We start from the raw sequence: 25,432 nt of genomic DNA, 5'->3' as shown, positions 1-25,432 counted from the left end.
TTCATGAAACTTAGAAACGAAATCGGGAGGAAATTGCCATGGCATTGCTCGCAAACCACATCGCTGTCGTCACGGGCGCCGGTTCCGGCATCGGCCGGGCGATCGCCGCCGGCTATGCCCGCGAGGGCGCGCAAGTGGTGCTGCTCGACCTCAATGCCGGCACGGTCGCGGAGGCCGCCGAGGAGATCCGCAAGGCCGGCGGCAAGGCCGAGAGCTTTGCGCTCGACGTGACCAAGCGCGACGACTGCTTTGCTCTCGCCAAGCAAGTTGCCGACAAGGTCGGGCAAGTGTCGATCCTTGTCAACAATGCCGGCATCACCCGCCGCAATGCCATCACCGCCGAGACCGAGGCGGTGGCGAAGGACTGGAACGACATCATCTCGCTCAACCTCAACGGCGTCTTCAACACGACGCAGGCCTTCCTTGGCCCGCTGCGCGCAGCCAAGGGCCGTATCATCAATATCGCCTCGATCCAGTCCTTCGTGCATCTGCGCACGCCGAGCTCGGCGGCCTACACCACGTCGAAGCACGGCGTGCTCGGCTTCACCAAGGCGCTCGCGGTCGAGCTCGGCAAGGAAGGCGTCCGCGTCAACGCGATCGGGCCAGGCTTCATTGAGACCAACATCAACGCGCATGTGCGCGCCACCAATCCTGCGCTGGTGCAGGCCTTCGTCGATCACACCCCGCTCGCGCGCACCGGTAAGCCCCAAGACATCGTCGGTCCTGCAATCTTCCTCGCGTCAGACCTGTCGTCTTTCGTCACGGGATCGATCGTCATGGTGGATGGCGGTTATCGCACGGTGTGAGCCGCGCGAGATGCGGCCGTATCGCTATGCATCTCGTGCCAATCGCGGCAACGCAGCGGCATTCCCAAGGTCAATTCGTGCGATCGCCCGGAATTAACCTTTCGTTAACCAAACCCGCCCACCGTAGATCTACGGCTTAGGATATACGGCTTGGGGGTCGTTTGTTCTCGATCCGCTTCCAACGATGGAAGCGGGCGTTGATCGGGGAGTGTGTTGATGACCACTGTTCATGTCGCAGCGCCCGAGCAGGGCGCGCAATTCCTTGCACCCAACGAGATCGTTCCACTGCTGATCGGAGCGACCGTCGATGAGGTCGAGCGCGAGCTCGTGCTCCAGACGCTCGCGCGCTGCGACGGCAACCGCACGCGTGCCTCGCGTGTGCTCGGCCTGTCGGTGCGCACGCTGCGCAACAAGATCAGGATTTATGCCGCCTCCGGCATCGAGGTGCCGGCCTATCACGACTAGCGCGTGACGGCGCCGAAGAACGTCCGATAGAGCTTCGTGCCTACAAGCAGTGACAACGTGATGATCGCGACCCAGGCCGCAGTCAACGCGACTGCGCGCAACGCGAAGGCCGTCAGGATCGCCCATGACGGCTGCGGCTCCTCGGCATAGCCAACCGGGACGACGTCGGGCACGAGCAGATGAGCAAGGCCGAGCGTCGCCGCAAGAACGATCGCGGACAGGCAGAAGATTTTCCAGGCTGCGCGCATCGGTCGTTCCTCGCAAGGGTTATGGCCGCACGTCGTCAATGGCACGGCGTCCAGCCGCGCCGATTGATGTTGATCAAGCTCGCCACGACGCGCGGGCGGAATTGCTGCTGTCGTCAAACGCCGCTAAGTAGCAAGCGTGCTAAGAGGGAGCAGCGGCGTGGCAGACGATCAGGGACGGCCGGGACCTCAGGGTCCGCGCGGACGGCAGGGCGAACCGGGACGGCCGGGGCCGCAGGGTCATCCGGGCAAACGAGGCCCGGACGGCGCACGCGGCAAGCCGGGGCCGCAGGGCAAGCCGGGACCGGCCGGAAAGGCTGGCGCTCAGGGCAAGCCTGGTTTGCCGGGCAAGCCGGGCGAAGCCGGTCCGCGGGGAGCCGCGGGACCGCAGGGCCCAGCCGGGCCCCAGGGCCCCGCCGGTCCTCAAGGCCCGCGCGGCGAGCCGGGCCCATCAGGCCAATTACCGTCGATCGAGCAAGTGCTGCCGTGGCTCGAGCAGCTCTTCGACGCCTGGGATGAGCGCCGCCGCCAGCGCGAGCAGGAGGCCGCCGAGCGCGCCGCCCTCGAAGCTGCAGTGCACGAGGCTGATGATGCGTCCTCCGATAGCGATAGCGAGGAGGACGAAGGCGACGGGCCCAAGAAAAAGAAGAAAAAGAGGAAGCACGGCCACAAGGACTAGCGGGCGCAGCTACTTCGCCGGCTCGTCCCGCCGCGGCACCATGCCCATGCGCTCGAACTGCCAGCGCATGGCGCGGTACCAGAGATAGCCGACTGCCGCGCCGCAAACCGCCAGGATCGCCACGTTCGCGCTCGAGAACGAGCCGCTCCACCACATCATCCACGCGGTCCACAACAGCGTGAATATGATGGCACCGGCTTTCAGCGGAAGAAGGGGACGGCTCATGGTTCCTGCTCCGGGTTGTCAGAACCCCGGCAGACATCATCGCGCGTCATGACCGCCGCTTCCGTGAGGCACGTCACGATGGAGCTTTGTGGAACCTCTAGCCGAAGCGCAGCCGCGAGCGCTCCTTCGCTTTCTCCGCTTCGACCTCCCGGTCGCGCGCCGGCGCGTGGGTATTCAGCGAGGTCAGCAGCTTTCGCGCAGCGTCTGAAACCTCCGCCACCGCGCGGTCGAACGCCGCCTCATTGGCCTGGGATGGCTTGTTGAAGCCGGAGAGCTTTCGCACGAACTGCAGTGCACTGGCGTGGATCTCATCCTCCGTCGCCGGCGGCTCGAAATTGAACAACGTTCTGATGTTGCGGCACATGCAGCTTCTCCCGGTGGTTTCCTCATAGACGATCGGCTGAACCGAAATCCTACATCGTTCCGCCCTCTTCTGCTAAGATCCACGCCAACGCGGCCGCCGGATATGAGCCGCCCTGGGGAGAGGAACATGAAAGCTTGTTGTGCGGCGCTGTCGGCCGCTCTGCTGTCCATTTCGGCATCGGCGTTCGCAGCCGATTACCCTGCGCCCAAGCAGGGCGACTGGATCGCGAAGGGCTTCAAATTCCACACCGGCGAGGTGATGCCGGAAGTGAAGCTGCACTACACCACGATCGGTGACCCGACCGGACAGCCGGTGCTGGTGCTGCACGGCACCGGCGGCTCGGGCGCGAGCATGCTGACGCCAGCCTTCGCCGGCGAATTGTTCGGCGCCGGGCAGCCGCTCGATGCATCCAAATATTACATCATTCTCCCTGACGCGATCGGCCACGGCAAATCGTCGAAGCCTTCCGACGGCATGAAGACGAGCTTTCCGAAATACGATTACGACGACATGGTCGAGGCGCAGCATCGCCTCGTGACTGAAGGCCTCGGCGTCAAGCACCTTCGGCTCGTGATCGGCAACTCCATGGGTGGCATGCAGACGTGGCTTTGGGGCGAGAAATATCCAAAGGACATGGATGCGCTGGTACCGATGGCCTCGCAGCCGACCGAGATGGCGTCACGCAACTGGATGCTGCGGCGGATCATGCTCGACACCATCAGGAACGATCCCGACTACAACGGCGGCAACTATACCAGCCAACCACGGATGATGAAGTACGCGATCACCGCCTATGGCATCGCCAGCATCGGTGGCACGCTCGCCTACCAGCAGCAGGCGCCGACCGCGTCGAAGGCCGACGCGATCGTCAGCGAGCGGCTGGCGACGCCGATCACTGCTGACGCGAACGACTACGTGTATCAGTGGGAGTCCTCGCACGACTACAACGCTGCCGAGAAGCTCGAGGCCATCGAGGCCTCGCTGCTGCTGATCAATGCCGCCGACGACGAGCGCAACCCGCCCGAGACCGGACTCACGGACGCCGCGATGAAGCGGGTCAAGAACGGCAAGCTGTACCTGATCCCCGCGAGCACCGAGACGCGCGGCCATGGCACCACCAGCAACGCAAAATTCTACAGCGAGCAGATCAGGCAATTGATGCAAACCGCACCGCAGCGCACGATGTAGACATCGTCCGAGCGACCGCGATATCGCAACGCATCATATGCGGCGCCTCGGCGCCGCATATTATTTGAGCATGCAATGAGCCGACGGCTCGGGCTTAATCGCGTCAAAGATGCGAATCGAAAACGCGATGAGGAGGATTTGCATGCACAGGCTTGCGCTGTGCGTTTGGCTCGCCGCGATGACGGGCACCGCGCTCGCGTTCGACAATGGTCAGTACGACAGCGTTCCGCCCGACATCCGCGCTTGGTTCAAGAGCGTGATCGCGCCTAACGGCGTACCTTGCTGCGACATCTCCGATGGACACCGCACGGACTACGACGTGCGCAAAGGTGCTTACTGGGTGCCGATCGAGGGACAGTGGATGGAGGTGCCAGAGCGCGCCATCATCAGGGATCGCGGCAATCCGGTCGGTCAGGCCGTGGTGTGGTACGTCCACCATCGCGGTGCCATCATCATCAGCTGCTTCGTGCCTGCCGACGCGGTGTAGCCCGCGGTGGCGCCTTCGCTGCCCGCATGATAGTTCAACTGATGGCTTCTGCAGACGACAGATCACGCGCCGTGATGCGCTTTGTGCTCGCGGCGTTCTATCTTGCGGCCGGCACCGCGCATCTGCGGATCCCGGACAAACTTCTCGCGATCACGCCGTCCTGGGTTCCGTTTGCGACGCAAATCATTCTGGTCACCGGCATCTGTGAAATCGCAGGTGCCATCGCGCTGGTGACGAGACCGTTGCGCTGGTGGGCGGGCGTCGCACTCGCGCTCTATGCGCTCTGCGTCTGGCCTGCGAACATCAAGCATGCCATCGAAGGCATCGACCTTCCGCCCATTCCCAACAGCTGGCTCTATCACGGGCCACGGCTGGCACTTCAGCCGGTCCTGATCTGGTGGGCACTGTACGCTGCCGGGGTGATCGATTGGCCGTGGCGGCCTCACAAAGGTGATAGCGGCAAGGCCGGAGAGTGATATCCTCGAAGCTTCAATCAGGGAGACCTTCGTGACCGACCTTTGCGCCGAAGACCTCGCCACCATCTATGCGAAGCCAACCCCGCGCGTGATCGCGAAAGCGCGTCCCGCCATCGATGCGCACGCGAAGAAGTTCATCGAGATGTCGCCGTTCTGCGTGCTCGCGACATCGGGTCTCGATGGCAGCGTCGATGCCTCACCGCGCGGTGGCAGCGTCGGCTTTGCCCGCGTTGCCGGCCCCAACCAATTGCTCATGCCCGACCGTGCCGGCAACAACCGCATCGACAGTTTTCGCAATGTCGTCGAGGGCTCGGGGTTCGTGCATCTGCTGTTCTTCGTGCCCGGGATCGACGAGACGCTGCGCGTCGGCGGGCGCGGCACACTTTCGATCGATCCGGATCTGCTCGCCTCGATGGTGGAGTTCGGCAAGCCGCCACGCGCGGTGCTTAACGTCGCCGTCAGCGAAGTCTACTTCCACTGTGGCAAGGCGCTGATGCGCTCCAAGCTGTGGTCGCCGGAAAAGGTCGAGCGCTCGGTGATGCCGAGTGTCGCCCAGGTGATCCACGACCAGACCGGCCTCGGCGAGCCGGAAAGCCAGGAGATCGTGGAAGAGCGTTACAAGACGCAGTTGTGAGGTCAGCTGGCGCGACAATCAAAGTATCGTCCCGGCCTGCGCCAGGACGACAGCGGTGCATGTGGCAGCGTTAGTCGCTAGTGCCCCTCGCCCTCGAGCCCGCCGACGTGCTTCTGGGTGTAGAGCTCGAGGCCGATGCGGCCGATCAAATCGAGTTGGGTCTCGAGGAAGTCGATGTGGTGCTCTTCGTCGCTCATCAGCTTCTCGAACAGGTCACGGGTGACGTAGTCCTTGACGCTGTGGCAGTAGGTCGCCGCTTCCTGGTAGAGTGCGCGCGCGCTCATCTCGGCGGCGAGATCGCACTCGATGATCTCCTTGACGTTCTGGCCGATACGCAGGGGATCCAGCACCTGCATGTTCGGGAAGCCGTCGAAGAACAGGATGCGCGCGGTGAGCTTGTCAGCGTGCTCCATCTCCTCGATGGACTCCTTACGCCAGACCTTCGCCATATCCAGCAGGCCCCAATTGTCGAGAAAGCGATAGTGCAGCCAGTACTGGTTGATCGCAGTCAGCTCGTGACGCAGTGCCTTGTTGAGATAGTCGATGACTCTTGCGTCGCCCTGCATGGTTCACTCCAGCTCTTGCAGTCCAAATCAGCCCCAACCGATTTTAGAACGCTTCTAAATGAGATCAAACATGAGAGCAACCGGCGACCGGGACGCGGCCGGGGAAAAGCTCGGATGGGATGCGGTAAGGTTTCAGCAGGCCGCGAGGGCGAACTGGGCGGGTTCGGCGATTTCGTCATTCGCCGCCACTGTGTGGCTGTGCGGGCAACCGGCGCAGCACGACTGCGCACATGGGCCGAGCGCTTCGTCGATGATCGTCTTGATCGTTCGGGCACAGCGACCGCATTCGGCGCTACAGCCGAGGCATCCATAGACCTGCTTGGCATGACGCACAGCATCGTCGGACTCGGCGACGGCGGCGCGGATGTCGTCATCGCTCAGCACGTTACAGGAACAAACGATCATGGAAGCGGTAGGCCCTTCGGTGATGCACCATCATCGATATTTAACGCGCCGGCCGGATGCAAAAGGAAAAAGCGGTATTTCAAGCTATTCCAAACTGGCCCGGATAGAGCCTAGAACGGCTCTAAAATAGGGAGTTGCGCTGGATCAAGATGATGCCGGACCGGGCTTAATCACTGCTCCCGCCGCCGCCACCATCGCCGCCGCCACCACCGCCGCAATCTCCGCCGCTGCTGCTGCCACTATCACTGGCGGAGCAACTGCCGCTGTCGGTCGAGCTTCCGGAACTGTCGCTGGAGAACCAGCTTCCCAGCGAGAAGCCGTCATTGCTCGTATCCGAATAGCCGTCGCTGCCGCCGCCATCGCCGCCCGCCCTGGCGCGCGGCCGCTGGGTGCGGTTCTGCAGATGGGTCATCAGGGCATAGCCAACCACGCCGACGCCGCCGAGGGCGATCAGGGCATTCGTCAGGGCGTTCATCGTGGTCTCCTGTGCTTCAAAGCCTCCGCATCAACCAATTGGTCGCAGCCGGCCAACGCGCCGTTCATTGATCATTCAAGCGAAATATGGAACTTTGGCCCTGAGAGTTATGCGTTCCCGTGAAAGGTCGAGCCGATGATGAAGACGCTTATGGCAATGGCTGCTGCTACCACCTTGGTCCTGACCGCAGGAACGCCGGCTCATGCGCAGCGAGGTGTCGCGGCGGGTGTCGCCGCCGGCATCATTGGTGGCGCCATCGTCGGCGGCGCCCTGGCATCTCCGTATTATTACGGACCAGGCCCCGGTTACGGCTACGGCCCCGGCTACTATCCGCCCCGCTATTACGCACCCGGTCCCGGCTACGTCGCCGACGACTATTACGGCGGTGGCTGCGTCTGGCAGAAGCAGCGCTTCTGGGACGGCTACGCCTGGCGCGTCCGTCGCGTCCGAGTCTGTGGCTGAGGCGCATTAAGCCGGATCGTTCGAGCCGCTTCCGTCGGGCCGGTTCACTACGGATGCGCCGTTCATCTCAAGGCCTGAAAAAGACCGCTTTTTCTCGTCACAGCTCCCTGTGCGTTTACCGTGGATTGACCATTTGCGCGCTTCCTAGCGGCAAGGCCAATTCCCTCACAGTGTGCGTGAACCTTTGAACCCCGGACGCTCCTAACAAGGGACGTCCTTCTCCCAGGAGAGCCAGAAGCATGAAGAAGACTATTGTTGCCGCCCTCACGGTCGCGACGGTTGCCGGTTCGCTGGTGACTGCCACGCCGTCCGCCCAGGCCCATGACGGTGTCGGCGTCGGCATTGCTGCCGGCCTGCTCGGCGGCGCGATCATCGGCGGCGCCATCGCCTCAAGCCGTCCGGCCTATGGTGGTCCGGTTTACGTCGCCGAGCCCGGCCCGCCCCCGCCGCCCTGCTACTGGCAGCGTCAGCGCTATTGGGACGGCTACGGCTGGGTCGTTCGCCCGGTTCGCGTTTGCTACTGATCTGATCGCACGGCGCCGACCAAGCGCTACGATCGAAGCCCGGCCGAGACCATCGGCCGGTTTTTTTTCGTTTGAAATCCAGCTAAAGCGCGATGAGATCGGATTGAATCGTCATCGCGCTTTAGCTCCTTGTTAGAGCATGATCTTTCCGGAAAACCGCTTCGCACTTTACCGGATCATGCTTTAGCGCGCGGCCTGGATCGAGCGCAGCACCTCTTCGCTCGGCCAGCAATCGACCTTGAGCCCCGCCGATTTCTGATAAGCGCCGAGCGCGGCGCGCGTCTGCATGCCGGCCTTGCCGTCGATCTTGTCCTTGTACAATCCAACGCGCGTGAGCCCGCGCTGCATTGCCTCCACGTCCTTCGTACGCAGCTGCTTCGACGCCGACCATGGCGTCGCAAACGGCAACGGGCTCGTCATGCGATCGCTGAGATGACCGACGAACAGCACGTAGAGGTCGGAGAAATTGTATTCCTTGATGACGAAGTAATTCTTCGTGGTCAGGAATGCAGGACCATAGACGCCTTCCGGCTGGAGCAGCGAGGCCGGCTGGGCCTGCTCTGCGGCACTCAGCTTCTGCCCGCGCACCGGCACAAAGCCTTCGCGCAACCACTGGCCGATCGGCTTGGTCACTTCAGGCACACCAACAGTGCAATCGACTTTCGCCGGTGCCTGCACCTCGTAGGCCCAGCGTACGCCGCTCTGCCAACCCTTGTTGACGAGCTGCTGCGCGGCCGAGGCCAGCGCATCCGGCACCGAGTGCCAGATGTCGACCCGGCCATCGCCATCGAAATCGACGCCGTGCTTGTAATATTCGGACGGCAGGAACTGCGTCAGCCCCGTGGCGCCCGCCCATGACGATGTCATGTCCTTGCGGCTCACCACGCCTTCGCCAAGGATCTTCAGCGCGAGGATAAACTCGTTGCGATAGGTGTCCTTGCGCCGGCCGACATAGGCCTGCGTCGCCAGCACGCGGACGAGATCGTATGGCAGTTTATAGCGGCCGTAATCGGTCTCGCGGCCCCAGATCGCCAGCATGACCGTTGCAGGCACGCCAGAGCTCTTCTCGATCTTCGTCAACGCGGCATTGTATTTTTGCAGCAGCCGCTGCCCCTCGCCCGCGAGGTTGGCAATCGAGGCTTCCCTGACATAGTCCGCCGGCACCTGCACGAATTCGGCCTGCGAGGGCGCGCCGGTCGCGGGACGCCCGGGGAGAATCAGGTCGGGCAGCTTGTAGTCAGGCTCGAGCCCGCGCGTCTGTTCATCGAACGTCGCACGCGAGACGCCAGCCTCTTGCGCCTCCGGCCAGAGCGAGCCGATGAACTGCGTGAATGCAGCATCGGCGGCGTGGGCGGACGACCAACCGCAAGTGATCACGATCACCGAAGCGATGAGCGCCCGCCGCATCATGCCGCCATCACCGCGTCAGCTTCTTGTACTTCACGCGATGCGGGATGATGCTGTCCTGGCCGAGCCGGCGCATCTTGTCCTTCTCGTAGTCCTGGAAGTTGCCTTCGAACCATTCGACATGGCTGTCGCCCTCGAAGGCCAGGATGTGGGTCGCAATACGGTCGAGGAACCAGCGATCGTGGCTGATGATGACGGCACAGCCGGCAAAATCCTCCAGCGCCTCTTCCAGCGCGCGCAGCGTGTCGACGTCGAGGTCGTTGGTCGGTTCGTCGAGCAGCAGCACGTTGGCGCCGGACTTGAGCATTTTCGCCAGATGCACGCGGTTGCGTTCACCGCCGGAGAGCGCACCGACCTTCTTCTGCTGGTCGGCTCCCTTGAAGTTGAACGACGAGCAATAGCCGCGCGAGTTCACTTCCTTCTTGCCGAGCAGGATCAATTCGTTGCCGCCCGAGATTTCCTCCCAGACCGTCTTCTTGCCGTCGAGCGCGTCGCGCGACTGGTCGACATAGCCGAGATGCACGGTCTCGCCGATCGTGATCGTGCCCTTGTCCGGCTTATCCTGCCCCGTGATCATCCTGAACAGCGTGGTCTTGCCGGCGCCGTTGGGACCGATGACACCGACGATGCCGCCGGGCGGCAGCTTGAAGGTGAGATCGTCGATCAGGAGCCGATCGCCAAAGCCTTTGCTGAGGCCTTCGAAATCGACCACGTTGGCACCGAGCCGCTCAGCCACGGGAATGATGATCTGCGCGGTCTGGGTCTGCTTCTCGCTGGCCTGCTTGAGCAGTTCCTCGTAGCGCTGGTAGCGCGCTTTCGACTTGGCCTGCCGTGCCTTTGGCGACGATGCGACCCATTCCTGCTCACGGGCGAGCGTCTTCTGGTGCGCAGCGTCCTCGCGGCCTTCCTGCGCGAGGCGCTTCTGCTTCTGCACCAGCCAGGACGAGTAGTTGCCCTCGTAGGGGATGCCGCGGCCGCGATCGAGTTCGAGAATCCATCCCGTGACGTTGTCGAGGAAGTAGCGATCGTGGGTGACGATCAGGATCGCGCCGGGATAGTTGCGCAGATGGCCTTCCAGCCACGACACGGATTCGGCGTCGAGATGGTTGGTCGGTTCGTCCAGCAGCAGCAGTTCGGGCTGGTCGAGCAGAAGCTTGCACAGCGCGACGCGGCGGCGCTCACCGCCGGAGAGCTTCGTGACGTCGGCCTCGTCCGGCGGACAGCGCAGCGCGTCCATGGCCTGGTCGACCTTGCTGTCGAGATCCCAGAGGCCCTGGGCCTCGATCTCGTCCTGCAGCTTGGTCATCTCGTCGGCGGTCTCGTCCGAATAATTGACCGCGAGCTCGTTGTAGCGGTCGAGGATCGCCTTCTGCTTGGCGACGCCCTGCATGACGTTCTCGCGGACCGAGAGCTTCGGATCCAGCTGCGGCTCCTGCTCGAGATAGCCGACGCGGGCGCCCTCGGCGACCCAGGCCTCGCCGGTATATTCCTTGTCGAGGCCCGCCATGATCTTGAGCAGGGTTGACTTACCGGAGCCGTTGACGCCGAGAACGCCGATCTTGGCATCCGGGTAGAAGCTAAGGTGGATGTTATCGAGCACCTTCCGGGTCGGGTAGCTCTTGGTCAGGCCCTGCATGAAATAGATGAACTGGCGCGCCATGGGTCCCGTGAAACCTTCAATTTGAGGGGATTTGCTTAGCCGCCGATGTAGCGATCCCGCCCCCAAAGGGCAATGTTTTCCCTCCGTTCACCACGGATGAATACTGGTCGGACACCATCCGGAGCTCGATCCGGACAATTGAAACCATCTTTTAATCAATCAGGCCAAAGCTCGGTTTCGCGCGGCAACAGCGCCCCCTGCTCAGAATGATCGGGGAGCACAGCGAGGCCCATCATGGCTCTGATCGAGACCCATTCCCTTCCCGTTCCGGCAGCAGCCGGTCGCGCCAACGCGCTCGTCCTGGAGATCAAGGGTTTCTGGAAGCGCTTCTTCGCCACCGCCTTCAACCCCTACCGGCCCGAACTGCATTACATGCGGGGCCCCGGTCCCGCCTGGCGCGCCAAGCACGGCATGGATGCGCCGATCCGGTTGAAGCCCCGCTGAACCGCCCGTCCCTGTCGGATTTTTGAAGACCCAGACTGCTTGCGCGCGAGGCTGATTGCGCGCAACCATGGCCCGGTTCCGACAATGGCGCCCCCCGCCGGCGCTATCAACTCTCGCCATGGATCGATGCAGATGACGCGGCTGCGCTGTGCAATTCTCGACGACTATTTCAACCTCGCCCTCGACGTCGCCGACTGGTCGAAACTCTCCGATCGGATCGACACCACCGTGTTCAGCCATCCCTTTGCCTCGGAGCAGGCCGCAGCCAGCGCGCTCGCCGATTTCGAGATCATCTGCGCGATGCGTGAGCGCACCGCGTTCCCGAAAGGCCTGTTCGACAAGCTGCCCAAGCTGAAGCTGCTGCTTACGTCAGGCATGCGTAACGCATCGATCGACATGGAGGCCGCGAAGGGACGCGGTGTCGCGATCGGCGGCACGCAATATTCGCGTGATCCGACCGCGCCGCTGGCTATGGGCCTGATCCTCGAGCTGACCCGTGGCATCGGCCGCGAGAATGCACGCATGCATGCTGGTGCGCCCTGGCAGACCTTCGCCGGCGTCGAGATCGAGGGCCTTACGCTCGGCGTCGTCGGGCTCGGCAAGCTCGGCACCAAGATGGCGCGCATCGCCAAGGCGTTCGGCATGAACGTGATCGCCTGGAGCCCGAACCTCACCCCGGAGAAGTGCGCGGCCGCCGGTGTCGGCTACGCCACCAAGGAGGAGCTGTTCGCCAAGGCCGACATCGTCACCATCCATGTGGTGCTGAGCGATCGCTCGCGCGGTCTCGTCAGCCGCGCCGATCTGGCGCGGATGAAGCCGACCGCGTTCCTCGTCAACACGGCGCGCGGGCCGATCGTGGACGAACAGGCGCTGCTGGAAGCCTTGCAGCAGCGCAAGATCGCGGGTGCCGGCCTCGACGTGTTCTCGGTCGAGCCGCTGCCATCAGAGCATCCCTTCCGCAAGCTCGACAATCTCGTGCTGACGCCGCATCTCGGCTACGCCACCGAGGACGGCTTGCGCATCCATTACGGCCAGATGGTCGAGGCGATTGACGCCTGGACCAAGGGCAGCGAGCTGCCGCGCAAGCTGGCCTGAAACGACGAAGGGCGTGCCACTGGCACGCCCTTCGCAATCTGACGCAATTTGAATAGTCGCTAAGCGCTTAGCGCACGGTGACCGGCGCAGGCAGCGGCGGCACCACCGTCGGCTGCGTGCCCGGCACGGGGCCTGCCTGGGCGGCCATCGGAGCCGGCCCAGCAGCACCAGGCGCAGGCGCGGCCGAGGCGGTTGCCTGCGGCGGGTTGCCCGGCATCACGACGACGCGGGTGCCGACCTTGGCGCGATCGAACAGATCCGTGACGTCCTCGTTCAACATGCCGATACAGCCGGAGGAGACGAACTTGCCGATCGTCGAGGGCTGGTTGGTGCCGTGAATGCGGTAGACGGTCGAGCCGAGATACATCGCGCGGGCGCCGAGCGGATTGCCTTCACCACCGGCCATGAAGCGCGGCAGATAGGGCTGGCGCTCGATCATTTCCGCCGGCGGATGCCAATCCGGCCACTCGGCCTTGCGAGTGATCTTCTGCACGCCGGTCCAGGTGAAACCGTCGCGACCGACGCGAACGCCGTAGCGGATCGCACGGCCATTGCCGAGGACGTAATACAGATAGGTGTTCGGGGTATCGACCACGATGGTGCCAGCCGGCTCCTTGGTCTGGAACGCGACCTCCTGGCGGCGCAGGTTCGGCGCCAGCTGCGCCGGGGCCGCATCGGGCTGCTCCTCGGGCGGCAGCGCAGCGACCGACATCGGCCGGCCAGCGCTGTCCTGCTGCGGAATAGCTCCGGTCGCCGCCGGACCACCAACGCCTTCCGGCGGACGCATGCCATCGCCGCCGGGCGCCTGGCCCGGACGGTCGGCGTAGATGACCGCGGGCGGAGCGGCAGGACGGCCGTAGCGCGGATCGTCGGGCGACATCACCGGACCCTGCGGCGGGTTAGCCGAGTAGACCGGCGGAGCGCCAGCCGGGCGGCCGTAACGCGGATCATCCGGCGACATCACCGGGCCCTGCGGTGGGGCCGCGGAGTAGACCGGCGGGCCGGCGGGGCGCGCGTAGCGCGGATCGTCAGCCGGACCGGGCGGCGGCAGTGAGGCCTGCGGCATCGCGTCGTCGTCATCCAGCGAGTCGAAATTCGGGGTGCGGTCGCCGGGCCGGTATTCGGTCGGAGCGCCATAGCTCGGCGCCTGCTGAACCGGATAGCTCTGGGCCTGTGCAAGAGAGGTTCCCGCCGCAGCGACTGTTGCGGCAGCGCATATCGTCAGAAAATGTTTGATCATCATCGCTCTTGTGAGTCCCCGGGCCCCGTCCGAGCCGTTGACGGCCAGATGACCGAAGATAGCGGCACATTCAAGACATAACAGGCTGATTTGTGCTCGATTGTGCAATTTGTGATGCAATCGCACACAGTTGCCCCGTTGCATCACGGGGCGGAAATCGCATCACGCCGTAGATTGCCGGGGTATCAGCCCCGATTTTTACGCAACGGTGCGAAGACGTTGCGATATGGTCGAATCAGCCTGATTCGCCACGATTTGAGCTCGAATCCCCCGCGTGGCGAAGGCGGCATTCAGTACCGTCACCGCGTTCAGATGGCTCATGGGCCCTGGCCATACGCCGCCGGGGCGGAAATTCGCGACCTGTCAATGCTTCCCGGCTTTCGCTTCCTGCTTGCCGCGATCCTGTTGTCTACCTCCATCCTGGTGTTCGGCCTAGGCGCCGCCGCGCTCGTGCGGGCGAGCCACGAACAATATGTCAGCAACCCCTCCTGGCGGAACGGCCCGCAGGAGCAGGTGTTCGCGCAAAGCCCCGAGCCGGCCCAGCCCGTGCTCGCGGCGCTCCGTGTGGAGCCGCCCGCGCCTGAGGCCAGCGAACCGGCGCCCGTAATAGCCGACCAGGTCCCGAGCATCGGGCAGCCCGCGGTCGAGACCGCGCCCGAGCAGATGGCTGCAGTAACGCTTGAGGCCCAGCCTGAGCCTAAGCCCGAGATTCAGGTCGCCGCCATCGCACCGGCTGCCGAGACGGCTCCGCTCGCCACCGAAGCGTCAGCCTCTGAGCCGCTCAGGACCGAGGCCGCGGCTCCCGCGCCCACTGACACACTCACTCCGGCCGACACGACTGCCACCGTCGCCACGACGCCGCCGGCCCCGGCGATATCAGCCACGGATGTACCGCGAACCGCAACACCGGCGCTGGCCTCGCGCGTGAGCGACCTTACAGCGGCCAAGGTCGCCGCGCTGAACGACCTCGTCCCAGCGAAGCCTAAGGCTGACCGCGCGACACAAGAGAACAAGCCCCGCGCGCACAAGCCGAAGAAGCGTCACCGCATCGTGCGGCGCGCGCCGCCTCCGCAGGTCAACCAGGCGCTCGATCCGTTCGGACAACAGCAGCAGACGCTCGCCACGACGGCTGCGCGCACGCGCTAAACCTTACGCCGGGCCGGTCGCGATCGCCGGGCCGCCCTCCTGGCCCCATTCAGACCATGAGCCGTCATAGAGCGCGGTGTCGGTGATGCCGAGGCGATACAGCGCGAGCGTCAGCACGCCGGCGGAGACGCCGGAGCCACAGCTCGTCACGATCGGCGCATCGAGCTTGACGCCGGCGCCGGTGAAGGCAGCGCGCAGATCCTCGAGCGGCTTCATCGTGCCGGTCGCTGCATCGAACAGCTTGACATACGGCACGTTGCGGGCGCCGGGGATGTGGCCGGAGCGGATGCCCGCGCGTGGCTCGGGTGCGCGCCCCTCGAAACGATCGGCAGCGCGGGCATCGATCACCTGCTCGGCACGGCTTTCAACGTTCGCGATCAGTTGCTGCATGCTGCGCACGCGCTTCGGATCGTAGCTGGCCTTGAAGCTCGCAGCCTTCGGCTTGACCTCGCCGCTCTCGACAGGGCGCCCCTCGGCGCGCCACTTCTTCAGGCCGCCATTGAGGATACGGACATTGCTGTGACCGAAGGCCAGGAACATCCACCACGCGCGCGGCGCGGCGACCCAGCCGCCGGCATCATAGAGCACGACCGTGTCGGCGTTGGAGATGCCGAGACCACCGACATCGCGGCCGAACTGCTCGGCGCTCGGATACATGTGCGGAAGCGGATTGGAATGATCCGACACCGCATCGACGTCGAAGAACACAGCATCAGGCAGATGGGCTGCGAGATAATCATCCTTCGGCAGAGGCAGCACGCCCGGCAGCTTGAAGCTGGCATCGAGTACTTTGACGTTGGCATCGTTGATATGGGCGGCGAGCCATTCGGTGGAGACGAGGGGATCGGTGGCCATGCGTATTTTTCCTTGTCATTCCGGGGCGTGCGCAGCACGAACCCGGAATCCATCGTGCGGCAGAGTCGGTGGATGAATGATTCCGGGCTCGCGCTGCGCGCGCCCCGGAATGACGGGTGGAGAGAGCGAGCCCTACCCCTTCTTCTTCGGCTCCCAGGCTTCCGTCGGACCGCCGGCATCGCGCCAGGCGGCGTAGCCGCCGGCGATGTGGGCGACGGGCTTGAGACCCATGTCCTGCGCGGTCTTGGCCGCGAGCGCCGAGCGCAGGCCGCCAGCGCAATGAAACACGAACTTCTTGTCTTCCTGGAAAATCGGCTTCGCATACGGGCTCTGCGGATCGATCCAGAATTCGAGCATGCCGCGCGTACAGGAGAATGCACCGGGGATGCGGCCGTCGCGCTCGATCTCGCGAGGGTCCCTGATATCGACGATGACGACGTCGCCGTTCTTGGAGATCTCGATGGCGTCCTTGGCTGACAGGGTCTCGATCTCGGCATTGGCCTCGTCGCAAAGCTGCTTGATGCCGCGGGTGATGTTTTGGGGCATGTGGTTCTCCCTTCTTCTCTTCATTCGTCGTTCCGGGGCGGTCGCGAAGCGAGCGAACCCGGAACCTCGATCGTCACGCTCCCCATCTCGAGATTCCGGATCGGACGCGTGCGGCCATCCGGAATGACGATGGATGCAGCTAGTGCGTCAATTCCTTCATCGCATGTTCCAGACCCTCGATCGTGATCGGATACATGCGGTTCGCAAAGATGCGTTTGATGATGGTGGTGGATTCCGAATAGTCCCAGTGCTTCTGCGCGACCGGGTTCAGCCACACCGTATGCGGATAGGTGCGGATGATCCGGTCGAGCCAGACCGAGCCCGGCTCCTCGTTGACATGCTCGACCGAGCCGCCGGGCACCATGATCTCGTAAGGCGACATCGAGGCATCGCCGACGAACACGACCTTGTAGTCGTGCGGGTACTTGTGCAGCACGTCCCAGGTCGGCGTGCGATCGGTGAAGCGGCGCTTGTTCTGCTTCCACACGCCTTCATAGAGGCAGTTGTGGAAGTAGAAATACTCCATGTGCTTGAACTCGCTCTTCGCCGCGGAGAACAGCTCCTCGACCTGCTCGATATGCGAATCCATGGAGCCGCCGATGTCGAAGAACACCAGCAGCTTCACCGCATTGCGCCGCTCGGGGCGCATGTGGACGTCGAGATAGCCGTGATTGGCGGTCTCGCGGATGGTGGTGTCGAGATCGAGTTCGTCGGGCGCGCCGGTGCGCGCGAACTTGCGCAGCCGCCGCAGTGCCACCTTGATGTTGCGGATGCCGAGCTCGACATTACCGTCAAGGTCCTTGAACTCGCGCTTGTCCCACACCTTCACGGCGCGGTTATTGCGGTTCTTCTCCTGGCCGATGCGAACGCCTTCGGGATTGTAGCCGTGCGCGCCGAACGGCGAGGTGCCTGCGGTGCCGATCCATTTCGAGCCGCCCTGATGGCGGCCCTTCTGCTCCTCGAGGCGCTTCTTCAGCGTCTCCATGAGCTTGTCCCAGCCCATGGCTTCGATCTGCTTCTTCTCTTCCTCGGACAGATATTTCTCGGCGAGCTTCTTCAGCCACTCCTCGGGGATCTCCGCCTTCTCCATGGCGTCGAGCAGGCTTTCCAGCCCCTTGAACACCGTGCCGAAGACGCGGTCGAACTTGTCGAGGTTGCGCTCGTCCTTCACCAGCGAGGCGCGTGACAGATAGTAGAAATTCTCGACCGAATAATCCGATAGGTCAGCGTCGAGCGCCTCCATCAGCGTGAGGTATTCGCGCAGCGTCACGGGGACCTGCGCATCGCGCAGAGAGGTGAAGAATTGCAGAAACATGGGTGACAGATTGCCCGTCGGGTGGCCAACGTCAAGGGGCGGAGGGCAGCGCCGAGCGCTGGACCGGGAGGCATTTTGCTCTAGAATTGCCTCTCTCACAGGGTTGTTTTGGGGACTAATGCAATGGGTATTCTCGCAGCACTCATCATTGGCGCGATTGCCGGCTGGCTGGCCGGCAAGATTGTCCACGGGGCGGGATTTGGGCTGATCGGCAACATCGTCGTCGGCATCATCGGCGCGCTGGTGGCCAGCTGGGTGCTGCCCCAGCTGCATATCGAGCTCGCCACCGGCACGATCGGCTCCATCGTGGATGCCACGATCGGCGCGGTGATTGTGCTGGTCATCCTTTCGCTGATAAGACGGGCCTGAAAGCCTGACCGAACCAGGAACGGCCGCCATGTGCGGCCGTTCCCATGTCGCAACCAGAGCAATGCTCTGGGATGACGACCAACAAGGACGCGCAATGAAATTTACGGGCACCAAGGACTACGTTGCGACCGATGATCTCAAGGTCGCCGTCAATGCCTCGATCGTGCTGGAGCGTCCGCTCCTTATCAAGGGCGAGCCCGGCACCGGCAAGACGGTGCTGGCGGAGGAAGTGGCGAAGGCGTTGAACGCGCCGCTTTTGACCTGGCACATCAAGTCCACCACCAAGGCGCAGCAGGGCCTCTACGAGTACGACGCGGTGTCGCGCCTGCGCGACAGCCAGCTCGGTGATGCCAGGGTGTCCGACATCAAGAACTACATCAAGCGCGGCAAGCTGTGGGAGGCCTTCACGGCCGAGCAGCGCCCGGTGCTGCTGATCGACGAGATCGACAAGGCCGACATCGAGTTTCCGAACGATCTCCTGCTCGAGCTCGACCGCATGGAATTCCATGTCTACGAGACCGGCGAGACCATCAAGGCGAAGCAGCGCCCGATCATGATGATCACCTCCAACAACGAGAAGGAGCTGCCGGACGCCTTCCTGCGCCGCTGCTTCTTCCACTACATCAAATTCCCCGACGCCGACACGATGGGTCGCATCGTCGACGTCCACTTCCCCAACATCAAGAAGCGCCTGGTCGAGGAAGCACTGCGCATCTTCTTCGAGGTGCGCGAGGTGCCTGGCCTGAAGAAGAAGCCGTCGACCTCGGAGCTGCTCGACTGGCTGAAGCTGCTGCTCAACGAGGACATGAGCGTCGAGCAGCTGCGCGAACGCGACCCGCGCAAACTGATCCCGCCGCTGCACGGCGCACTGCTGAAGAACGAGCAGGACGTGCATCTGTTCGAGCGGCTGGCGTTCTTGAGCCGACGGGAAGTTTGAGGCTTCTCGAGTGGCACGGTGCCGTAGGGTGGGCAGAGGCGCACAGCGCCGTGCCCACCACTCGGTAGCGATACGCGAGAGGCGTGGGCACGCTTCGCTTTGCCCACCCTACGATAGCGAGTGTGTGGCACACTCGCTCCACGTCATTACGAGGAGCTTAACGACGAAGTAATCCAGTTGTGCCCTCACGCCACCGCCGTATCCGGAATCCTTGCAGCCTCCATCGGGGCCTTGCCGCGGATCAGGTCGGAGGCGCGGTCGGCGATCATCATGGTGGAGGCGTTGAGGTTGGCCGAGATCATGCGGGGCATGACTGAGGCGTCGATGACGCGGAGACCCTCCAACCCGTGGACGCGGAGCTGGTCGTCGACGACGGCCCAGGTCGAGTCCGCCGGGCCCATGCGGCAGGTGCAGCCGGGATGGAACGTGGTGGTGCCGCGCTCGGTGGCTGCCGCCAGGAATTCGTCGTCGGTGTTGATGTTGGGGCCAGGGAAATCCTCGTAGGCGTAATAGGGCGACAGCGGCGCGGACTTCAACAGCCGCCGCGCGAGCTTCATGCCGCCGACGATGACGCGGCGGTCGAGCTCGGCATCGAGATAATTGGTCTGGATGATCGGCGGCGCGAACGGATCAGCGGATCGGATGCGGACATAGCCGCGGCTCTCCGGGCGCTGCTGCCAGGAGGCGACCGTCATGCCGGGTTCGTCCTCAAGCTGGCCCTGCACACCTTCCTTGTAGGACGCGGGGGTGAAGGTGAGCTGGAGATCGGACGAGTCGGCGCTCTCGCCGGAATGCCAGAAGCAATAGACCATGGTCGGCGACAGTGAGAGCAGGCCTTTGCGCTGAGTCGCCCATTTCATCGCCTCGACCCAGAGACGCCAGCCACGACGCAGCTCGTTGATGGTCTTGATGTCTTTGACGCGCGCCACGGTGCGTGGGGCGTAATGGTCCTGCAGGCCTTCGCCGACCGGCAGCGCGTGACGCACCTGGATGCCGTGAGCATTCAACAGGTCGGGCGAGCCGATGCCGGAGAGCTGCAAAAGCTGCGGCGAATTATAGGTGCCGCCGGAGAGGATCACTTCCTTGTTGGCGCGCACCTCCACCGGCGTGCCGCCGCGGCCACCCTTGGTGTAGCGCACGCCGACGGCGCGCTTGCCCTCGAAGATGATCTCGGTCGCGTGCGCGTGCGTGTGGACGTGGACGTTCGGCCGTTTCATCGCGGGCTTGAGGAACGCGGTCGAGCCGGAGACGCGCAGGCCCTTCTCGATGGTTCGCTGACAGTAGGAGACGCCTTCCTGGGTCTTGCCGTTGTAATCGGGGTTGCGGGGAATGCCGAGCGAGACCGCGCCTTCCATGAAGGCTTCGCAGAGCGGATCGCGCCAGTCCATCGTGGTGACGGTGAGATTGCCGTCGCGCCCGCGAAAATTGTTGTCGCCCTCGCCGACCCGCTTCTCCAGCCGCCGGAAGTAAGGCAGCACGTCGGCATAGCCCCAGCCGCGATTGCCCATCTGCGCCCAGGTGTCGAAATCCATGCGCTGGCCACGGTTGTAGATGTGGCCGTTGATCGACGACGAGCCGCCGAGCGTCTTGCCGCGTGGCGCATAGATGCTGCGCCCGTTGGTGTAGGGCCCGGGCTCCTGCTGGTAGGCCCAGTTGATGCTCTTCATATGGAAGGTCTTGATGAAACCCGCCGGCAAATGGATGTAGGGGTGCCAGTCGCTCGGGCCCGCTTCCAGCACGCAAACGCTGGTGTTGGGATCTTCGCTGAGCCTGGAGGTGAGGATGCAGCCGGCCGAACCCGCGCCGATGATCACATAGTCAAATCTATCCATGGTGCCTCGGCCGCCCCTAGCGCGGCTTTTCGTTGAGTTGATATTCCAGATGCGCCTTCACCGTCGGCCATTCGGCGGCGGTGATGCTGTACACGACGGTGTCGCGCAGCGTGCCGTTCGGCGCGACCTGGTGGCTGCGCAAAATGCCGTCCTGCTTGGCGCCGAGGCGCTCGATGGCGCGGCGGCTCTGGTGGTTGAAGAAATGCGTGCGGAATTCCACCGCGATGCAGTTCAGCGTCTCGAAGGCGTGGGTGAGCAGCAAGAGCTTGCACTGCGTGTTGAGCGGGCCGCGCTGGGCGCTCTTGCCGTACCAGGTCGAACCAATCTCGACCCGGCGGTTGTTGGCATCGATGTTCATGTAGGTGGTCATGCCGACGATATTGCCGCCGGCATCGAACACGGTGAACGGCAGCATTGAGCCCGCGGCCTGGAGGCCCAAGCGGCGGTCGATCTCCTTGCCCATGTTCTCCGGCAGCGGGATCGCCGTGTACCACAGCTTTGAAAGCTCGCCGTCCTTCACGGCCTCGGTCAGCCCGGGGAGATGTGCTTTCGACAGCGGTTCGAGACGGGCGTGCTGTCCGCGCAGGGTGATGGGTTCAGGCCAGGGCATTGTTCGCTCCATAATGACCACCGTCATTCCGGGCGCGACGCAGTCGCGAACCCGGAATCCATTCAGCCACAAACTCTGTGGCCCAATGGATTCCGAGCCTGCGTGCTTGCGCACGCATCCCGGAATGACGGCGGAATGTGTAGGCCATCTACATTCACTTATTCAGAAAATTCAACGGCAAACCGCCGCGTGGCCAGTCCATGGCGACGAGCTCGCCCTTGCCGGACAGTGTGATGTAGGCGGTCTTCAGCTCGGGGCCGCCGAAGGCGATGTTGGTGGTGACGCGGTCACCGGTCGGGACCTGCTCGACCAGGGTGCCGTCAGGCGCGATCACCGAGATGCAGCCGGAAACGAGGGTGGCGACGCAGACATTGCCGTTTGCCTCGACCGCGAGCGAGTCGAACATCTGGTAGCCGCCGAGGCCGCAGATCGGTTTTCCCCGCTCGCCGCGATAGATCACCTCGCGCGGCTTGAGCACGCCGGGCGCGGAGAGCTCGTAGGCCCAGAGCCGCGCCGTCGGCGTCTCCGCGATGTAGACCGTGTTTTCGTCGGGCGACAGACCAATGCCATTGGCCGGCAGCACGCCGTGCAGGATTTCGACGATCTCGGTCATGCCGGGCTTGAGGTAATACATACCGCCGACATCCATCTCGCGGGGACGGCGCTTGCCGAGATCGGAGAACCACAGGCCACCATGCCTGTCGAACACGAGATCGTTCGGCCCGCGCAGATCGTGCTCGCCACATTTGGTCACGACGGTCTCGACCTTGCCCGTGTGCAGATCGACGCGCTGGATCGAGCCGCCGAGATAGTCCTCGGGCTGCGGGCCCGGCATGATCATCTTGCCAGTGGGGATCCAGGAGAAGCCGCCATTGTTGCAGATGTAGATTTTTCCGTCTGGACCGAGCGCGGCGCCATTCGGGCCGCCCGGGACCTTGGCGACGATCTCCTTGCGGCCATCGGGGTAAACGCGGGTCAGGCGCTGGCCGCGGATTTCCACCAGCACCACCGAACCATCCGGCATCACGACCGGCCCTTCGGGAAATTCAAGGTCGGTGGCGATGACGCGGATGTTGGACATGGCGGGACCCTCCGGGCTGCTTGTTATGGCTTGCTAGGGATGTCCGGCACGGGCCCCGCTGGCAAGTTTTGCCAGCGGTTATGACAAAGTAGGTCCCCCTTGCCAAGCAAGCGGGCGCAATGCTGCGTTGCGCGCTACCCCCGCACTGGTATCCAAATCTCGAAGCCGCCATTGCCCGTCACGGGATCGAACTTTTCGTCGTAGCGCTCGAAGTTCGGCGCATCCTCGGCCTTGCAGCCCGAGGATGGCAGCCATTGATTCCAGATCGCGTTGACGGTGCGGCGGATCGAGGCGACGTGGTCGGTGTGAGTGAACACCGCGTAGCGCTGCTCGGGGATGCGGATACGGCCGAAGCGGCGCGCAAGATCGGAGAAATCGCTGACCTCGACGCCGGCGATATAATCGAAATTGCCGGAATCATCGCCGTTGCAGCAGACGCCGTAGGCGACTTGATCTTTGCTTTGCCCGATACGCGCGGGAATGTCGGCGAGCTCCTGGTGGAAGCGGGCCCACATGCCCGGGATGATCGCGCCGTTGTCGCAGGAGATGCGTTCGGCGATCCCCGCAACGAGGAAGGCCTTGGCGGATTCGAAACGCGGGGCTTTGAGGCTGTCTGATCGCGTGGAGTCCATGAGGATCGGCTCCTGAAGGTTGAGCTGGTGGGTGCATGCCGCGGCCCTGATCGCTTCGGGCGTGGCGCCGAACCGGTCGCGAAATGCGCGGGTGAATGCTTCGTGCGAGCCGTAATCCGCCTCCAGCGCAACGCTGAGAATGTCCGGCGCGCCCTTGGCAAGACTTCGCGCCGCCTCGCTCAGCCGTCGCGCCCGCACGTAGCGCATCACCGGAAAACCGGTGGCTGCGGCAAACGCGCGCACCATGTGGAACCGCGACACGCCTCCGATCGCAGCGATCTCGTCGAGCGTCATCGGCTCAGCCAGATGGCTTTCGATGTACCAGAGTGCGCGCTGGGCCGGGTTCATGGGTCAAGGCTCTCATTCGAAGCGGGACGATGAAGCGCTGTCACCGCGCGCCTCGCTTGATCGGGATTGCGGTCGAGCCGCGAACGCTGCAATCGTAGGGTGGATTAACCGAAGGCGTAATCCACCACCTTTCCCGTCGCGGAGACCAACGAGGTGGATTATGCTGCGCTAATCCACCCTACGTTCTCACTTGTCCTTCGCATCCTTCGGCGGCGGCGCGTCCTGCTTCTTCTTCAAATCCTCAGCCTGCTTCGCCTGTGCGGCCTGGAGATCGCCAATGGTCTTCTGCAGGCCGGCGAGCGTCACCTTCAACGCATCGATTTGGCGGTTGGCCGCATCGATCTTCTGCTGATGATCGAGATTAAGCTTGGTGATGGTCTTCTGCAGGAAATCGACATTGCTCTGCAGGCAGCTGGTGCGCCGCTCCATGGTCTTCTCGACGGTGCAGATCTCGATGCCGGGAACGTCCTGCGCCGCCACCTCTGTGTGCGCGACGAGCGGTAACATGGCGAAGCAAACAGGAGCGATCCGGCGCAGCATCAAGGTTCCTCATTAAAATCGATCACGGCAATGTGCGCCGATTGCGCAGAGCCGCGGGAGGCTACCACACTCGCACCGCATTCTCGCGTTGAGCTTGGCATGTTCCCTTTGGACGGGGAACATTGAACCGCGCGCGGAAGAAGTTGGGCGCTCCTTCCGCGGCTTTGCTTAGGGGAGATTTTTGGAATGGCAACGCGCGATAGACGTCTGGCGGAATTCGATGGCGCCGGAGAACCGCCGCCTGGCTTGCCGGTCGAAGTGCTGTGTGAGGACCATAGCGGGACGTACCAGCTGCCCTTTGCCTGCCGCTATGTCGAGGGCCGCTGGCAAAACCACGCGGCCGGCGTCCCGGTGGAAGCCACCGTCATCGGTTGGCGCGTGCCGCGCGTGAAGCATTCCGGCGCGGCCTGACGACGCGTCTGTCTCAAAATGCAACGGGGCCGCGCTCCACTTTTAACGAACGGAACGCGGCCCGAACGAACCACGTCCGAATCAGCCTGATGGCTCCGTACGCGGCTGTTCACGGCTAGATGTCGGCATCGCCGCGTCGGCACGCACAAGATCTGCGCAGCGCATGAAATCGCCGCTCTCGATACCGACGTCAAAGGTTAATATTTGCAAAGACATAGAGGTCGGCGAGGGACGCTGGCCACGTCCGCTCCGGAATCAGGCAAACCGCCCGGCGCTGCCTAATATTCGACCTCGAGTTCCTCGATCTCGGCCGGCTCATCCTTTGCCGCTGCGATCCATTCCTTCATCTCGTCCATGCCCATGATGGTGTCGGCATAGGCCTTCAGGTCAGGCTCGAGCTTGACGTCGTAGGTGACGAAGCGCGTCACCACGGGGGCGTACATCGCATCCGCCATGGTGCGCTTCTCGCCGAACAGGAACGGGCCGCCTGACTTCGCCAGGCAGTCGTGCCAGATGAACCAGACGCGGTCGATGTCGGCCTGCGCGCGCGACCAGATCTTGAAGCCGGGGAAGTGCCCCTTCAGGTTCACCGGCAACGAGGCGCGCAGCGTCGTGAAGCCGGAATGGATTTCGCCCGAGATCGAGCGGCAATGCGCACGCTGGACGCGATCATCAGGCAGCAGCCCGGCTGATGGCATCACCTCATTGAGATATTCGGCGATGGCCAGCGTATCCCAGACCGTCGCGCCCTCGTGCCGCAGGCAGGGCACCAGGATCGAGGACGACAGCAACAGGATTTCAGCGCGCGCCGATGCGTCATCGGGCGCGGTGATGATCTCCTCGAAATCAAGCCCCGAAAACTTCGTCAGCAGCCAGCCACGCAGCGACCAGGACGAATAGTTCTTGCTGCTGATGGTCAGTGTCGCCTTCGCCATAGGGCCCTTCCCTCACGTTTCCGGCCAA

33 protein-coding genes are annotated in these 25,432 nt (G+C 63.6%); 15 read left to right on the top strand and 18 right to left on the bottom strand.

Annotation, left to right across the window (positions count from 1 at the left end; all coding sequences use genetic code 11):
- The first annotated feature begins 38 nt into the window (after positions 1-38).
- Both Q0687_RS24945 and Q0687_RS24940 read left to right on the top strand, forming a co-directional pair.
- Complete coding sequence (locus Q0687_RS24945; protein ID WP_298882791.1) at positions 39-806, top strand: SDR family oxidoreductase; 768 nt, start codon at positions 39-41, stop codon at positions 804-806.
- A 216-nt stretch (positions 807-1,022) separates the two neighbouring features.
- Positions 1,023-1,271, top strand: a complete 249-nt coding sequence (locus Q0687_RS24940) for a helix-turn-helix domain-containing protein (protein ID WP_298882788.1) — start codon at positions 1,023-1,025, stop codon at positions 1,269-1,271.
- Here the strand turns inward: Q0687_RS24940 and Q0687_RS24935 are convergent.
- A complete protein-coding gene (locus Q0687_RS24935; RefSeq protein WP_298882785.1) occupies positions 1,268-1,519 on the bottom strand; it encodes a hypothetical protein in 252 nt (83 codons plus the stop codon). The two genes, Q0687_RS24940 and Q0687_RS24935, sit on opposite strands and share 4 nt — an antisense overlap.
- A gap of 157 nt (positions 1,520-1,676) precedes the next feature.
- Between Q0687_RS24935 and Q0687_RS24930 the strand changes: the two genes are divergently transcribed.
- A complete protein-coding gene (locus tag Q0687_RS24930) occupies positions 1,677-2,195 on the top strand; it encodes a collagen-like protein (RefSeq protein ID WP_298882782.1) in 519 nt (172 codons plus the stop codon).
- 9 nt (positions 2,196-2,204) lie between these two features.
- On the opposite strand, the gene Q0687_RS24925 is transcribed toward Q0687_RS24930, so the two are convergent.
- Together Q0687_RS24925 and Q0687_RS24920 are read right to left on the bottom strand one after the other, a co-directional pair.
- Positions 2,205-2,420, bottom strand: coding sequence for a hypothetical protein (locus Q0687_RS24925; protein WP_298882779.1), 216 nt, complete (start codon positions 2,418-2,420; stop codon positions 2,205-2,207).
- Positions 2,421-2,517: 97 nt separating this feature from the next.
- Positions 2,518-2,784, bottom strand: a complete 267-nt coding sequence (locus Q0687_RS24920; protein ID WP_298882776.1) for a DUF2277 domain-containing protein — start codon at positions 2,782-2,784, stop codon at positions 2,518-2,520.
- A 126-nt stretch (positions 2,785-2,910) separates the two neighbouring features.
- On the opposite strand from Q0687_RS24920, the gene Q0687_RS24915 reads away from it, so the two are divergent.
- From Q0687_RS24915 to Q0687_RS24900, 4 genes are all read left to right on the top strand, one after another.
- Positions 2,911-3,972 carry an alpha/beta fold hydrolase gene (locus Q0687_RS24915; RefSeq protein WP_298882773.1) on the top strand — a complete coding sequence of 354 codons (1,062 nt, stop codon included), beginning with the start codon at positions 2,911-2,913 and terminating at the stop codon, positions 3,970-3,972.
- 142 nt (positions 3,973-4,114) lie between these two features.
- Entirely contained in the window at positions 4,115-4,459 is a 345-nt protein-coding gene (locus Q0687_RS24910) for a hypothetical protein (protein ID WP_128950206.1), read from the top strand.
- 41 nt (positions 4,460-4,500) lie between these two features.
- The gene (locus tag Q0687_RS24905) at positions 4,501-4,935 is read left to right on the top strand and encodes a DoxX family protein (RefSeq protein ID WP_298882768.1); all 435 of its coding nucleotides are present in this window, start codon (positions 4,501-4,503) and stop codon (positions 4,933-4,935) included.
- A 31-nt stretch (positions 4,936-4,966) separates the two neighbouring features.
- Positions 4,967-5,569: an MSMEG_1061 family FMN-dependent PPOX-type flavoprotein gene (locus tag Q0687_RS24900; protein ID WP_298882765.1), complete on the top strand. Its 603-nt coding sequence runs from the start codon at positions 4,967-4,969 to the stop codon at positions 5,567-5,569.
- Positions 5,570-5,646: 77 nt separating this feature from the next.
- Here Q0687_RS24900 and bfr read toward each other — a convergent pair whose 3' ends face one another.
- From bfr to Q0687_RS24885, 3 genes are all read right to left on the bottom strand, one after another.
- Positions 5,647-6,135 carry a bacterioferritin gene (gene bfr / locus Q0687_RS24895; RefSeq protein ID WP_298882762.1) on the bottom strand — a complete coding sequence of 163 codons (489 nt, stop codon included), beginning with the start codon at positions 6,133-6,135 and terminating at the stop codon, positions 5,647-5,649.
- Between the two features lie 132 nt (positions 6,136-6,267).
- Positions 6,268-6,540 carry a (2Fe-2S)-binding protein gene (locus Q0687_RS24890; protein ID WP_237871399.1) on the bottom strand — a complete coding sequence of 91 codons (273 nt, stop codon included), beginning with the start codon at positions 6,538-6,540 and terminating at the stop codon, positions 6,268-6,270.
- A gap of 166 nt (positions 6,541-6,706) precedes the next feature.
- Positions 6,707-7,015, bottom strand: a complete 309-nt coding sequence (locus Q0687_RS24885; RefSeq protein WP_298882754.1) for a hypothetical protein — start codon at positions 7,013-7,015, stop codon at positions 6,707-6,709.
- Between the two features lie 135 nt (positions 7,016-7,150).
- Here Q0687_RS24885 and Q0687_RS24880 point away from each other — a divergent pair, with 135 nt between their 5' ends.
- Both Q0687_RS24880 and Q0687_RS24875 read left to right on the top strand, forming a co-directional pair.
- Positions 7,151-7,477 (top strand): hypothetical protein, encoded by a 327-nt coding sequence (locus Q0687_RS24880; RefSeq protein WP_298882751.1) that lies wholly within the window; start codon positions 7,151-7,153, stop codon positions 7,475-7,477.
- A gap of 239 nt (positions 7,478-7,716) precedes the next feature.
- Entirely contained in the window at positions 7,717-8,001 is a 285-nt protein-coding gene (locus Q0687_RS24875; protein WP_298882748.1) for a hypothetical protein, read from the top strand.
- Positions 8,002-8,184: 183 nt separating this feature from the next.
- Here the strand turns inward: Q0687_RS24875 and Q0687_RS24870 are convergent, their stop codons facing one another.
- The gene (locus Q0687_RS24870; protein ID WP_298882746.1) at positions 8,185-9,411 is read right to left on the bottom strand and encodes a lytic murein transglycosylase; all 1,227 of its coding nucleotides are present in this window, start codon (positions 9,409-9,411) and stop codon (positions 8,185-8,187) included.
- A gap of 7 nt (positions 9,412-9,418) precedes the next feature.
- On the bottom strand, positions 9,419-11,068 hold the full coding sequence (ettA, locus tag Q0687_RS24865) for an energy-dependent translational throttle protein EttA (protein ID WP_298882743.1): 1,650 nt from the start codon (positions 11,066-11,068) through the stop codon (positions 9,419-9,421).
- Between the two features lie 234 nt (positions 11,069-11,302).
- Between ettA and Q0687_RS24860 the strand changes: the two genes are divergently transcribed.
- Together Q0687_RS24860 and Q0687_RS24855 are read left to right on the top strand one after the other, a co-directional pair.
- Complete coding sequence (locus tag Q0687_RS24860; protein WP_298882740.1) at positions 11,303-11,512, top strand: hypothetical protein; 210 nt, start codon at positions 11,303-11,305, stop codon at positions 11,510-11,512.
- Between the two features lie 132 nt (positions 11,513-11,644).
- A complete protein-coding gene (locus Q0687_RS24855) occupies positions 11,645-12,607 on the top strand; it encodes a D-2-hydroxyacid dehydrogenase family protein (RefSeq protein WP_298882737.1) in 963 nt (320 codons plus the stop codon).
- Between the two features lie 67 nt (positions 12,608-12,674).
- On the opposite strand, the gene Q0687_RS24850 is transcribed toward Q0687_RS24855, so the two are convergent.
- Complete coding sequence (locus Q0687_RS24850; RefSeq protein ID WP_298882735.1) at positions 12,675-13,847, bottom strand: L,D-transpeptidase; 1,173 nt, start codon at positions 13,845-13,847, stop codon at positions 12,675-12,677.
- A 366-nt stretch (positions 13,848-14,213) separates the two neighbouring features.
- Between Q0687_RS24850 and Q0687_RS24845 the strand changes: the two genes are divergently transcribed.
- Positions 14,214-14,993, top strand: a complete 780-nt coding sequence (locus Q0687_RS24845; RefSeq protein WP_298882733.1) for a hypothetical protein — start codon at positions 14,214-14,216, stop codon at positions 14,991-14,993.
- Positions 14,994-14,996: 3 nt separating this feature from the next.
- Here Q0687_RS24845 and sseA read toward each other — a convergent pair whose 3' ends face one another.
- From sseA to Q0687_RS24830, 3 genes are all read right to left on the bottom strand, one after another.
- Positions 14,997-15,848: a 3-mercaptopyruvate sulfurtransferase gene (sseA, locus tag Q0687_RS24840; protein WP_298882731.1), complete on the bottom strand. Its 852-nt coding sequence runs from the start codon at positions 15,846-15,848 to the stop codon at positions 14,997-14,999.
- Between the two features lie 132 nt (positions 15,849-15,980).
- Positions 15,981-16,394, bottom strand: coding sequence for a rhodanese-like domain-containing protein (locus Q0687_RS24835; RefSeq protein ID WP_298882728.1), 414 nt, complete (start codon positions 16,392-16,394; stop codon positions 15,981-15,983).
- 139 nt (positions 16,395-16,533) lie between these two features.
- A complete protein-coding gene (locus tag Q0687_RS24830) occupies positions 16,534-17,709 on the bottom strand; it encodes a VWA domain-containing protein (protein WP_298882725.1) in 1,176 nt (391 codons plus the stop codon).
- Between the two features lie 123 nt (positions 17,710-17,832).
- On the opposite strand from Q0687_RS24830, the gene Q0687_RS24825 reads away from it, so the two are divergent.
- Together Q0687_RS24825 and Q0687_RS24820 are read left to right on the top strand one after the other, a co-directional pair.
- Positions 17,833-18,078 (top strand): GlsB/YeaQ/YmgE family stress response membrane protein, encoded by a 246-nt coding sequence (locus Q0687_RS24825; protein WP_298882723.1) that lies wholly within the window; start codon positions 17,833-17,835, stop codon positions 18,076-18,078.
- A 94-nt stretch (positions 18,079-18,172) separates the two neighbouring features.
- Positions 18,173-19,015, top strand: coding sequence for a MoxR family ATPase (locus Q0687_RS24820; RefSeq protein WP_298882720.1), 843 nt, complete (start codon positions 18,173-18,175; stop codon positions 19,013-19,015).
- Positions 19,016-19,200: 185 nt separating this feature from the next.
- Here Q0687_RS24820 and Q0687_RS24815 read toward each other — a convergent pair whose 3' ends face one another.
- The 5 genes from Q0687_RS24815 to Q0687_RS24795 all read right to left on the bottom strand — a co-directional run bounded on the left by Q0687_RS24815 (position 19,201) and on the right by Q0687_RS24795 (position 24,058).
- Positions 19,201-20,847 (bottom strand): GMC family oxidoreductase N-terminal domain-containing protein, encoded by a 1,647-nt coding sequence (locus tag Q0687_RS24815; RefSeq protein ID WP_298882717.1) that lies wholly within the window; start codon positions 20,845-20,847, stop codon positions 19,201-19,203.
- A gap of 16 nt (positions 20,848-20,863) precedes the next feature.
- Positions 20,864-21,457 carry a GNAT family protein gene (locus Q0687_RS24810; RefSeq protein WP_298882714.1) on the bottom strand — a complete coding sequence of 198 codons (594 nt, stop codon included), beginning with the start codon at positions 21,455-21,457 and terminating at the stop codon, positions 20,864-20,866.
- 154 nt (positions 21,458-21,611) lie between these two features.
- On the bottom strand, positions 21,612-22,538 hold the full coding sequence (locus Q0687_RS24805; RefSeq protein ID WP_298882710.1) for an SMP-30/gluconolactonase/LRE family protein: 927 nt from the start codon (positions 22,536-22,538) through the stop codon (positions 21,612-21,614).
- 134 nt (positions 22,539-22,672) lie between these two features.
- Complete coding sequence (locus Q0687_RS24800) at positions 22,673-23,518, bottom strand: AraC family transcriptional regulator (protein ID WP_298882707.1); 846 nt, start codon at positions 23,516-23,518, stop codon at positions 22,673-22,675.
- Between the two features lie 186 nt (positions 23,519-23,704).
- On the bottom strand, positions 23,705-24,058 hold the full coding sequence (locus Q0687_RS24795) for a hypothetical protein (protein WP_298882704.1): 354 nt from the start codon (positions 24,056-24,058) through the stop codon (positions 23,705-23,707).
- Between the two features lie 186 nt (positions 24,059-24,244).
- On the opposite strand from Q0687_RS24795, the gene Q0687_RS24790 reads away from it, so the two are divergent.
- Positions 24,245-24,469 (top strand): hypothetical protein, encoded by a 225-nt coding sequence (locus Q0687_RS24790; protein WP_298882701.1) that lies wholly within the window; start codon positions 24,245-24,247, stop codon positions 24,467-24,469.
- A gap of 278 nt (positions 24,470-24,747) precedes the next feature.
- On the opposite strand, the gene Q0687_RS24785 is transcribed toward Q0687_RS24790, so the two are convergent.
- Positions 24,748-25,404 (bottom strand): glutathione S-transferase family protein, encoded by a 657-nt coding sequence (locus Q0687_RS24785; protein WP_298882699.1) that lies wholly within the window; start codon positions 25,402-25,404, stop codon positions 24,748-24,750.
- Positions 25,405-25,432 lie beyond the last annotated feature (28 nt).

Origin of the sequence: uncultured Bradyrhizobium sp. (assembly GCF_936928535.1) — a bacterium.
Classification (GTDB): Bacteria; Pseudomonadota; Alphaproteobacteria; order Rhizobiales; family Xanthobacteraceae; genus Bradyrhizobium.
Note: the sequence above shows the minus strand (reverse complement) of the source record. Positions and strands in the feature narration are given on the sequence as shown.

Excerpts from the sequence above, each read along its gene's own strand:
- Q0687_RS24945 (WP_298882791.1), top strand. The coding sequence starts at position 39 with ATGGCATTGCTCGCAAACCACATCGCTGTCGTCACGGGCGCCGGTTCC.
- Q0687_RS24940 (WP_298882788.1), top strand. The coding sequence starts at position 1,023 with ATGACCACTGTTCATGTCGCAGCGCCCGAGCAGGGCGCGCAATTCCTT.
- Q0687_RS24935 (WP_298882785.1), bottom strand. The coding sequence starts at position 1,519 with ATGCGCGCAGCCTGGAAAATCTTCTGCCTGTCCGCGATCGTTCTTGCG.
- Q0687_RS24925 (WP_298882779.1), bottom strand. The coding sequence starts at position 2,420 with ATGAGCCGTCCCCTTCTTCCGCTGAAAGCCGGTGCCATCATATTCACG.
- Q0687_RS24920 (WP_298882776.1), bottom strand. The coding sequence starts at position 2,784 with ATGTGCCGCAACATCAGAACGTTGTTCAATTTCGAGCCGCCGGCGACG.
- Q0687_RS24915 (WP_298882773.1), top strand. The coding sequence starts at position 2,911 with ATGAAAGCTTGTTGTGCGGCGCTGTCGGCCGCTCTGCTGTCCATTTCG.
- Q0687_RS24910 (WP_128950206.1), top strand. The coding sequence starts at position 4,115 with ATGCACAGGCTTGCGCTGTGCGTTTGGCTCGCCGCGATGACGGGCACC.
- Q0687_RS24905 (WP_298882768.1), top strand. The coding sequence starts at position 4,501 with ATGGCTTCTGCAGACGACAGATCACGCGCCGTGATGCGCTTTGTGCTC.
- bfr (WP_298882762.1), bottom strand. The coding sequence starts at position 6,135 with ATGCAGGGCGACGCAAGAGTCATCGACTATCTCAACAAGGCACTGCGT.
- Q0687_RS24890 (WP_237871399.1), bottom strand. The coding sequence starts at position 6,540 with ATGATCGTTTGTTCCTGTAACGTGCTGAGCGATGACGACATCCGCGCC.
- Q0687_RS24885 (WP_298882754.1), bottom strand. The coding sequence starts at position 7,015 with ATGAACGCCCTGACGAATGCCCTGATCGCCCTCGGCGGCGTCGGCGTG.
- Q0687_RS24880 (WP_298882751.1), top strand. The coding sequence starts at position 7,151 with ATGATGAAGACGCTTATGGCAATGGCTGCTGCTACCACCTTGGTCCTG.
- Q0687_RS24875 (WP_298882748.1), top strand. The coding sequence starts at position 7,717 with ATGAAGAAGACTATTGTTGCCGCCCTCACGGTCGCGACGGTTGCCGGT.
- Q0687_RS24870 (WP_298882746.1), bottom strand. The coding sequence starts at position 9,411 with ATGATGCGGCGGGCGCTCATCGCTTCGGTGATCGTGATCACTTGCGGT.
- ettA (WP_298882743.1), bottom strand. The coding sequence starts at position 11,068 with ATGGCGCGCCAGTTCATCTATTTCATGCAGGGCCTGACCAAGAGCTAC.
- Q0687_RS24860 (WP_298882740.1), top strand. The coding sequence starts at position 11,303 with ATGGCTCTGATCGAGACCCATTCCCTTCCCGTTCCGGCAGCAGCCGGT.
- Q0687_RS24855 (WP_298882737.1), top strand. The coding sequence starts at position 11,645 with ATGACGCGGCTGCGCTGTGCAATTCTCGACGACTATTTCAACCTCGCC.
- Q0687_RS24850 (WP_298882735.1), bottom strand. The coding sequence starts at position 13,847 with ATGATCAAACATTTTCTGACGATATGCGCTGCCGCAACAGTCGCTGCG.
- Q0687_RS24845 (WP_298882733.1), top strand. The coding sequence starts at position 14,214 with ATGCTTCCCGGCTTTCGCTTCCTGCTTGCCGCGATCCTGTTGTCTACC.
- sseA (WP_298882731.1), bottom strand. The coding sequence starts at position 15,848 with ATGGCCACCGATCCCCTCGTCTCCACCGAATGGCTCGCCGCCCATATC.
- Q0687_RS24835 (WP_298882728.1), bottom strand. The coding sequence starts at position 16,394 with ATGCCCCAAAACATCACCCGCGGCATCAAGCAGCTTTGCGACGAGGCC.
- Q0687_RS24830 (WP_298882725.1), bottom strand. The coding sequence starts at position 17,709 with ATGTTTCTGCAATTCTTCACCTCTCTGCGCGATGCGCAGGTCCCCGTG.
- Q0687_RS24825 (WP_298882723.1), top strand. The coding sequence starts at position 17,833 with ATGGGTATTCTCGCAGCACTCATCATTGGCGCGATTGCCGGCTGGCTG.
- Q0687_RS24820 (WP_298882720.1), top strand. The coding sequence starts at position 18,173 with ATGAAATTTACGGGCACCAAGGACTACGTTGCGACCGATGATCTCAAG.
- Q0687_RS24815 (WP_298882717.1), bottom strand. The coding sequence starts at position 20,847 with ATGGATAGATTTGACTATGTGATCATCGGCGCGGGTTCGGCCGGCTGC.
- Q0687_RS24810 (WP_298882714.1), bottom strand. The coding sequence starts at position 21,457 with ATGCCCTGGCCTGAACCCATCACCCTGCGCGGACAGCACGCCCGTCTC.
- Q0687_RS24805 (WP_298882710.1), bottom strand. The coding sequence starts at position 22,538 with ATGTCCAACATCCGCGTCATCGCCACCGACCTTGAATTTCCCGAAGGG.
- Q0687_RS24800 (WP_298882707.1), bottom strand. The coding sequence starts at position 23,518 with ATGAACCCGGCCCAGCGCGCACTCTGGTACATCGAAAGCCATCTGGCT.
- Q0687_RS24795 (WP_298882704.1), bottom strand. The coding sequence starts at position 24,058 with ATGCTGCGCCGGATCGCTCCTGTTTGCTTCGCCATGTTACCGCTCGTC.
- Q0687_RS24790 (WP_298882701.1), top strand. The coding sequence starts at position 24,245 with ATGGCAACGCGCGATAGACGTCTGGCGGAATTCGATGGCGCCGGAGAA.
- Q0687_RS24785 (WP_298882699.1), bottom strand. The coding sequence starts at position 25,404 with ATGGCGAAGGCGACACTGACCATCAGCAGCAAGAACTATTCGTCCTGG.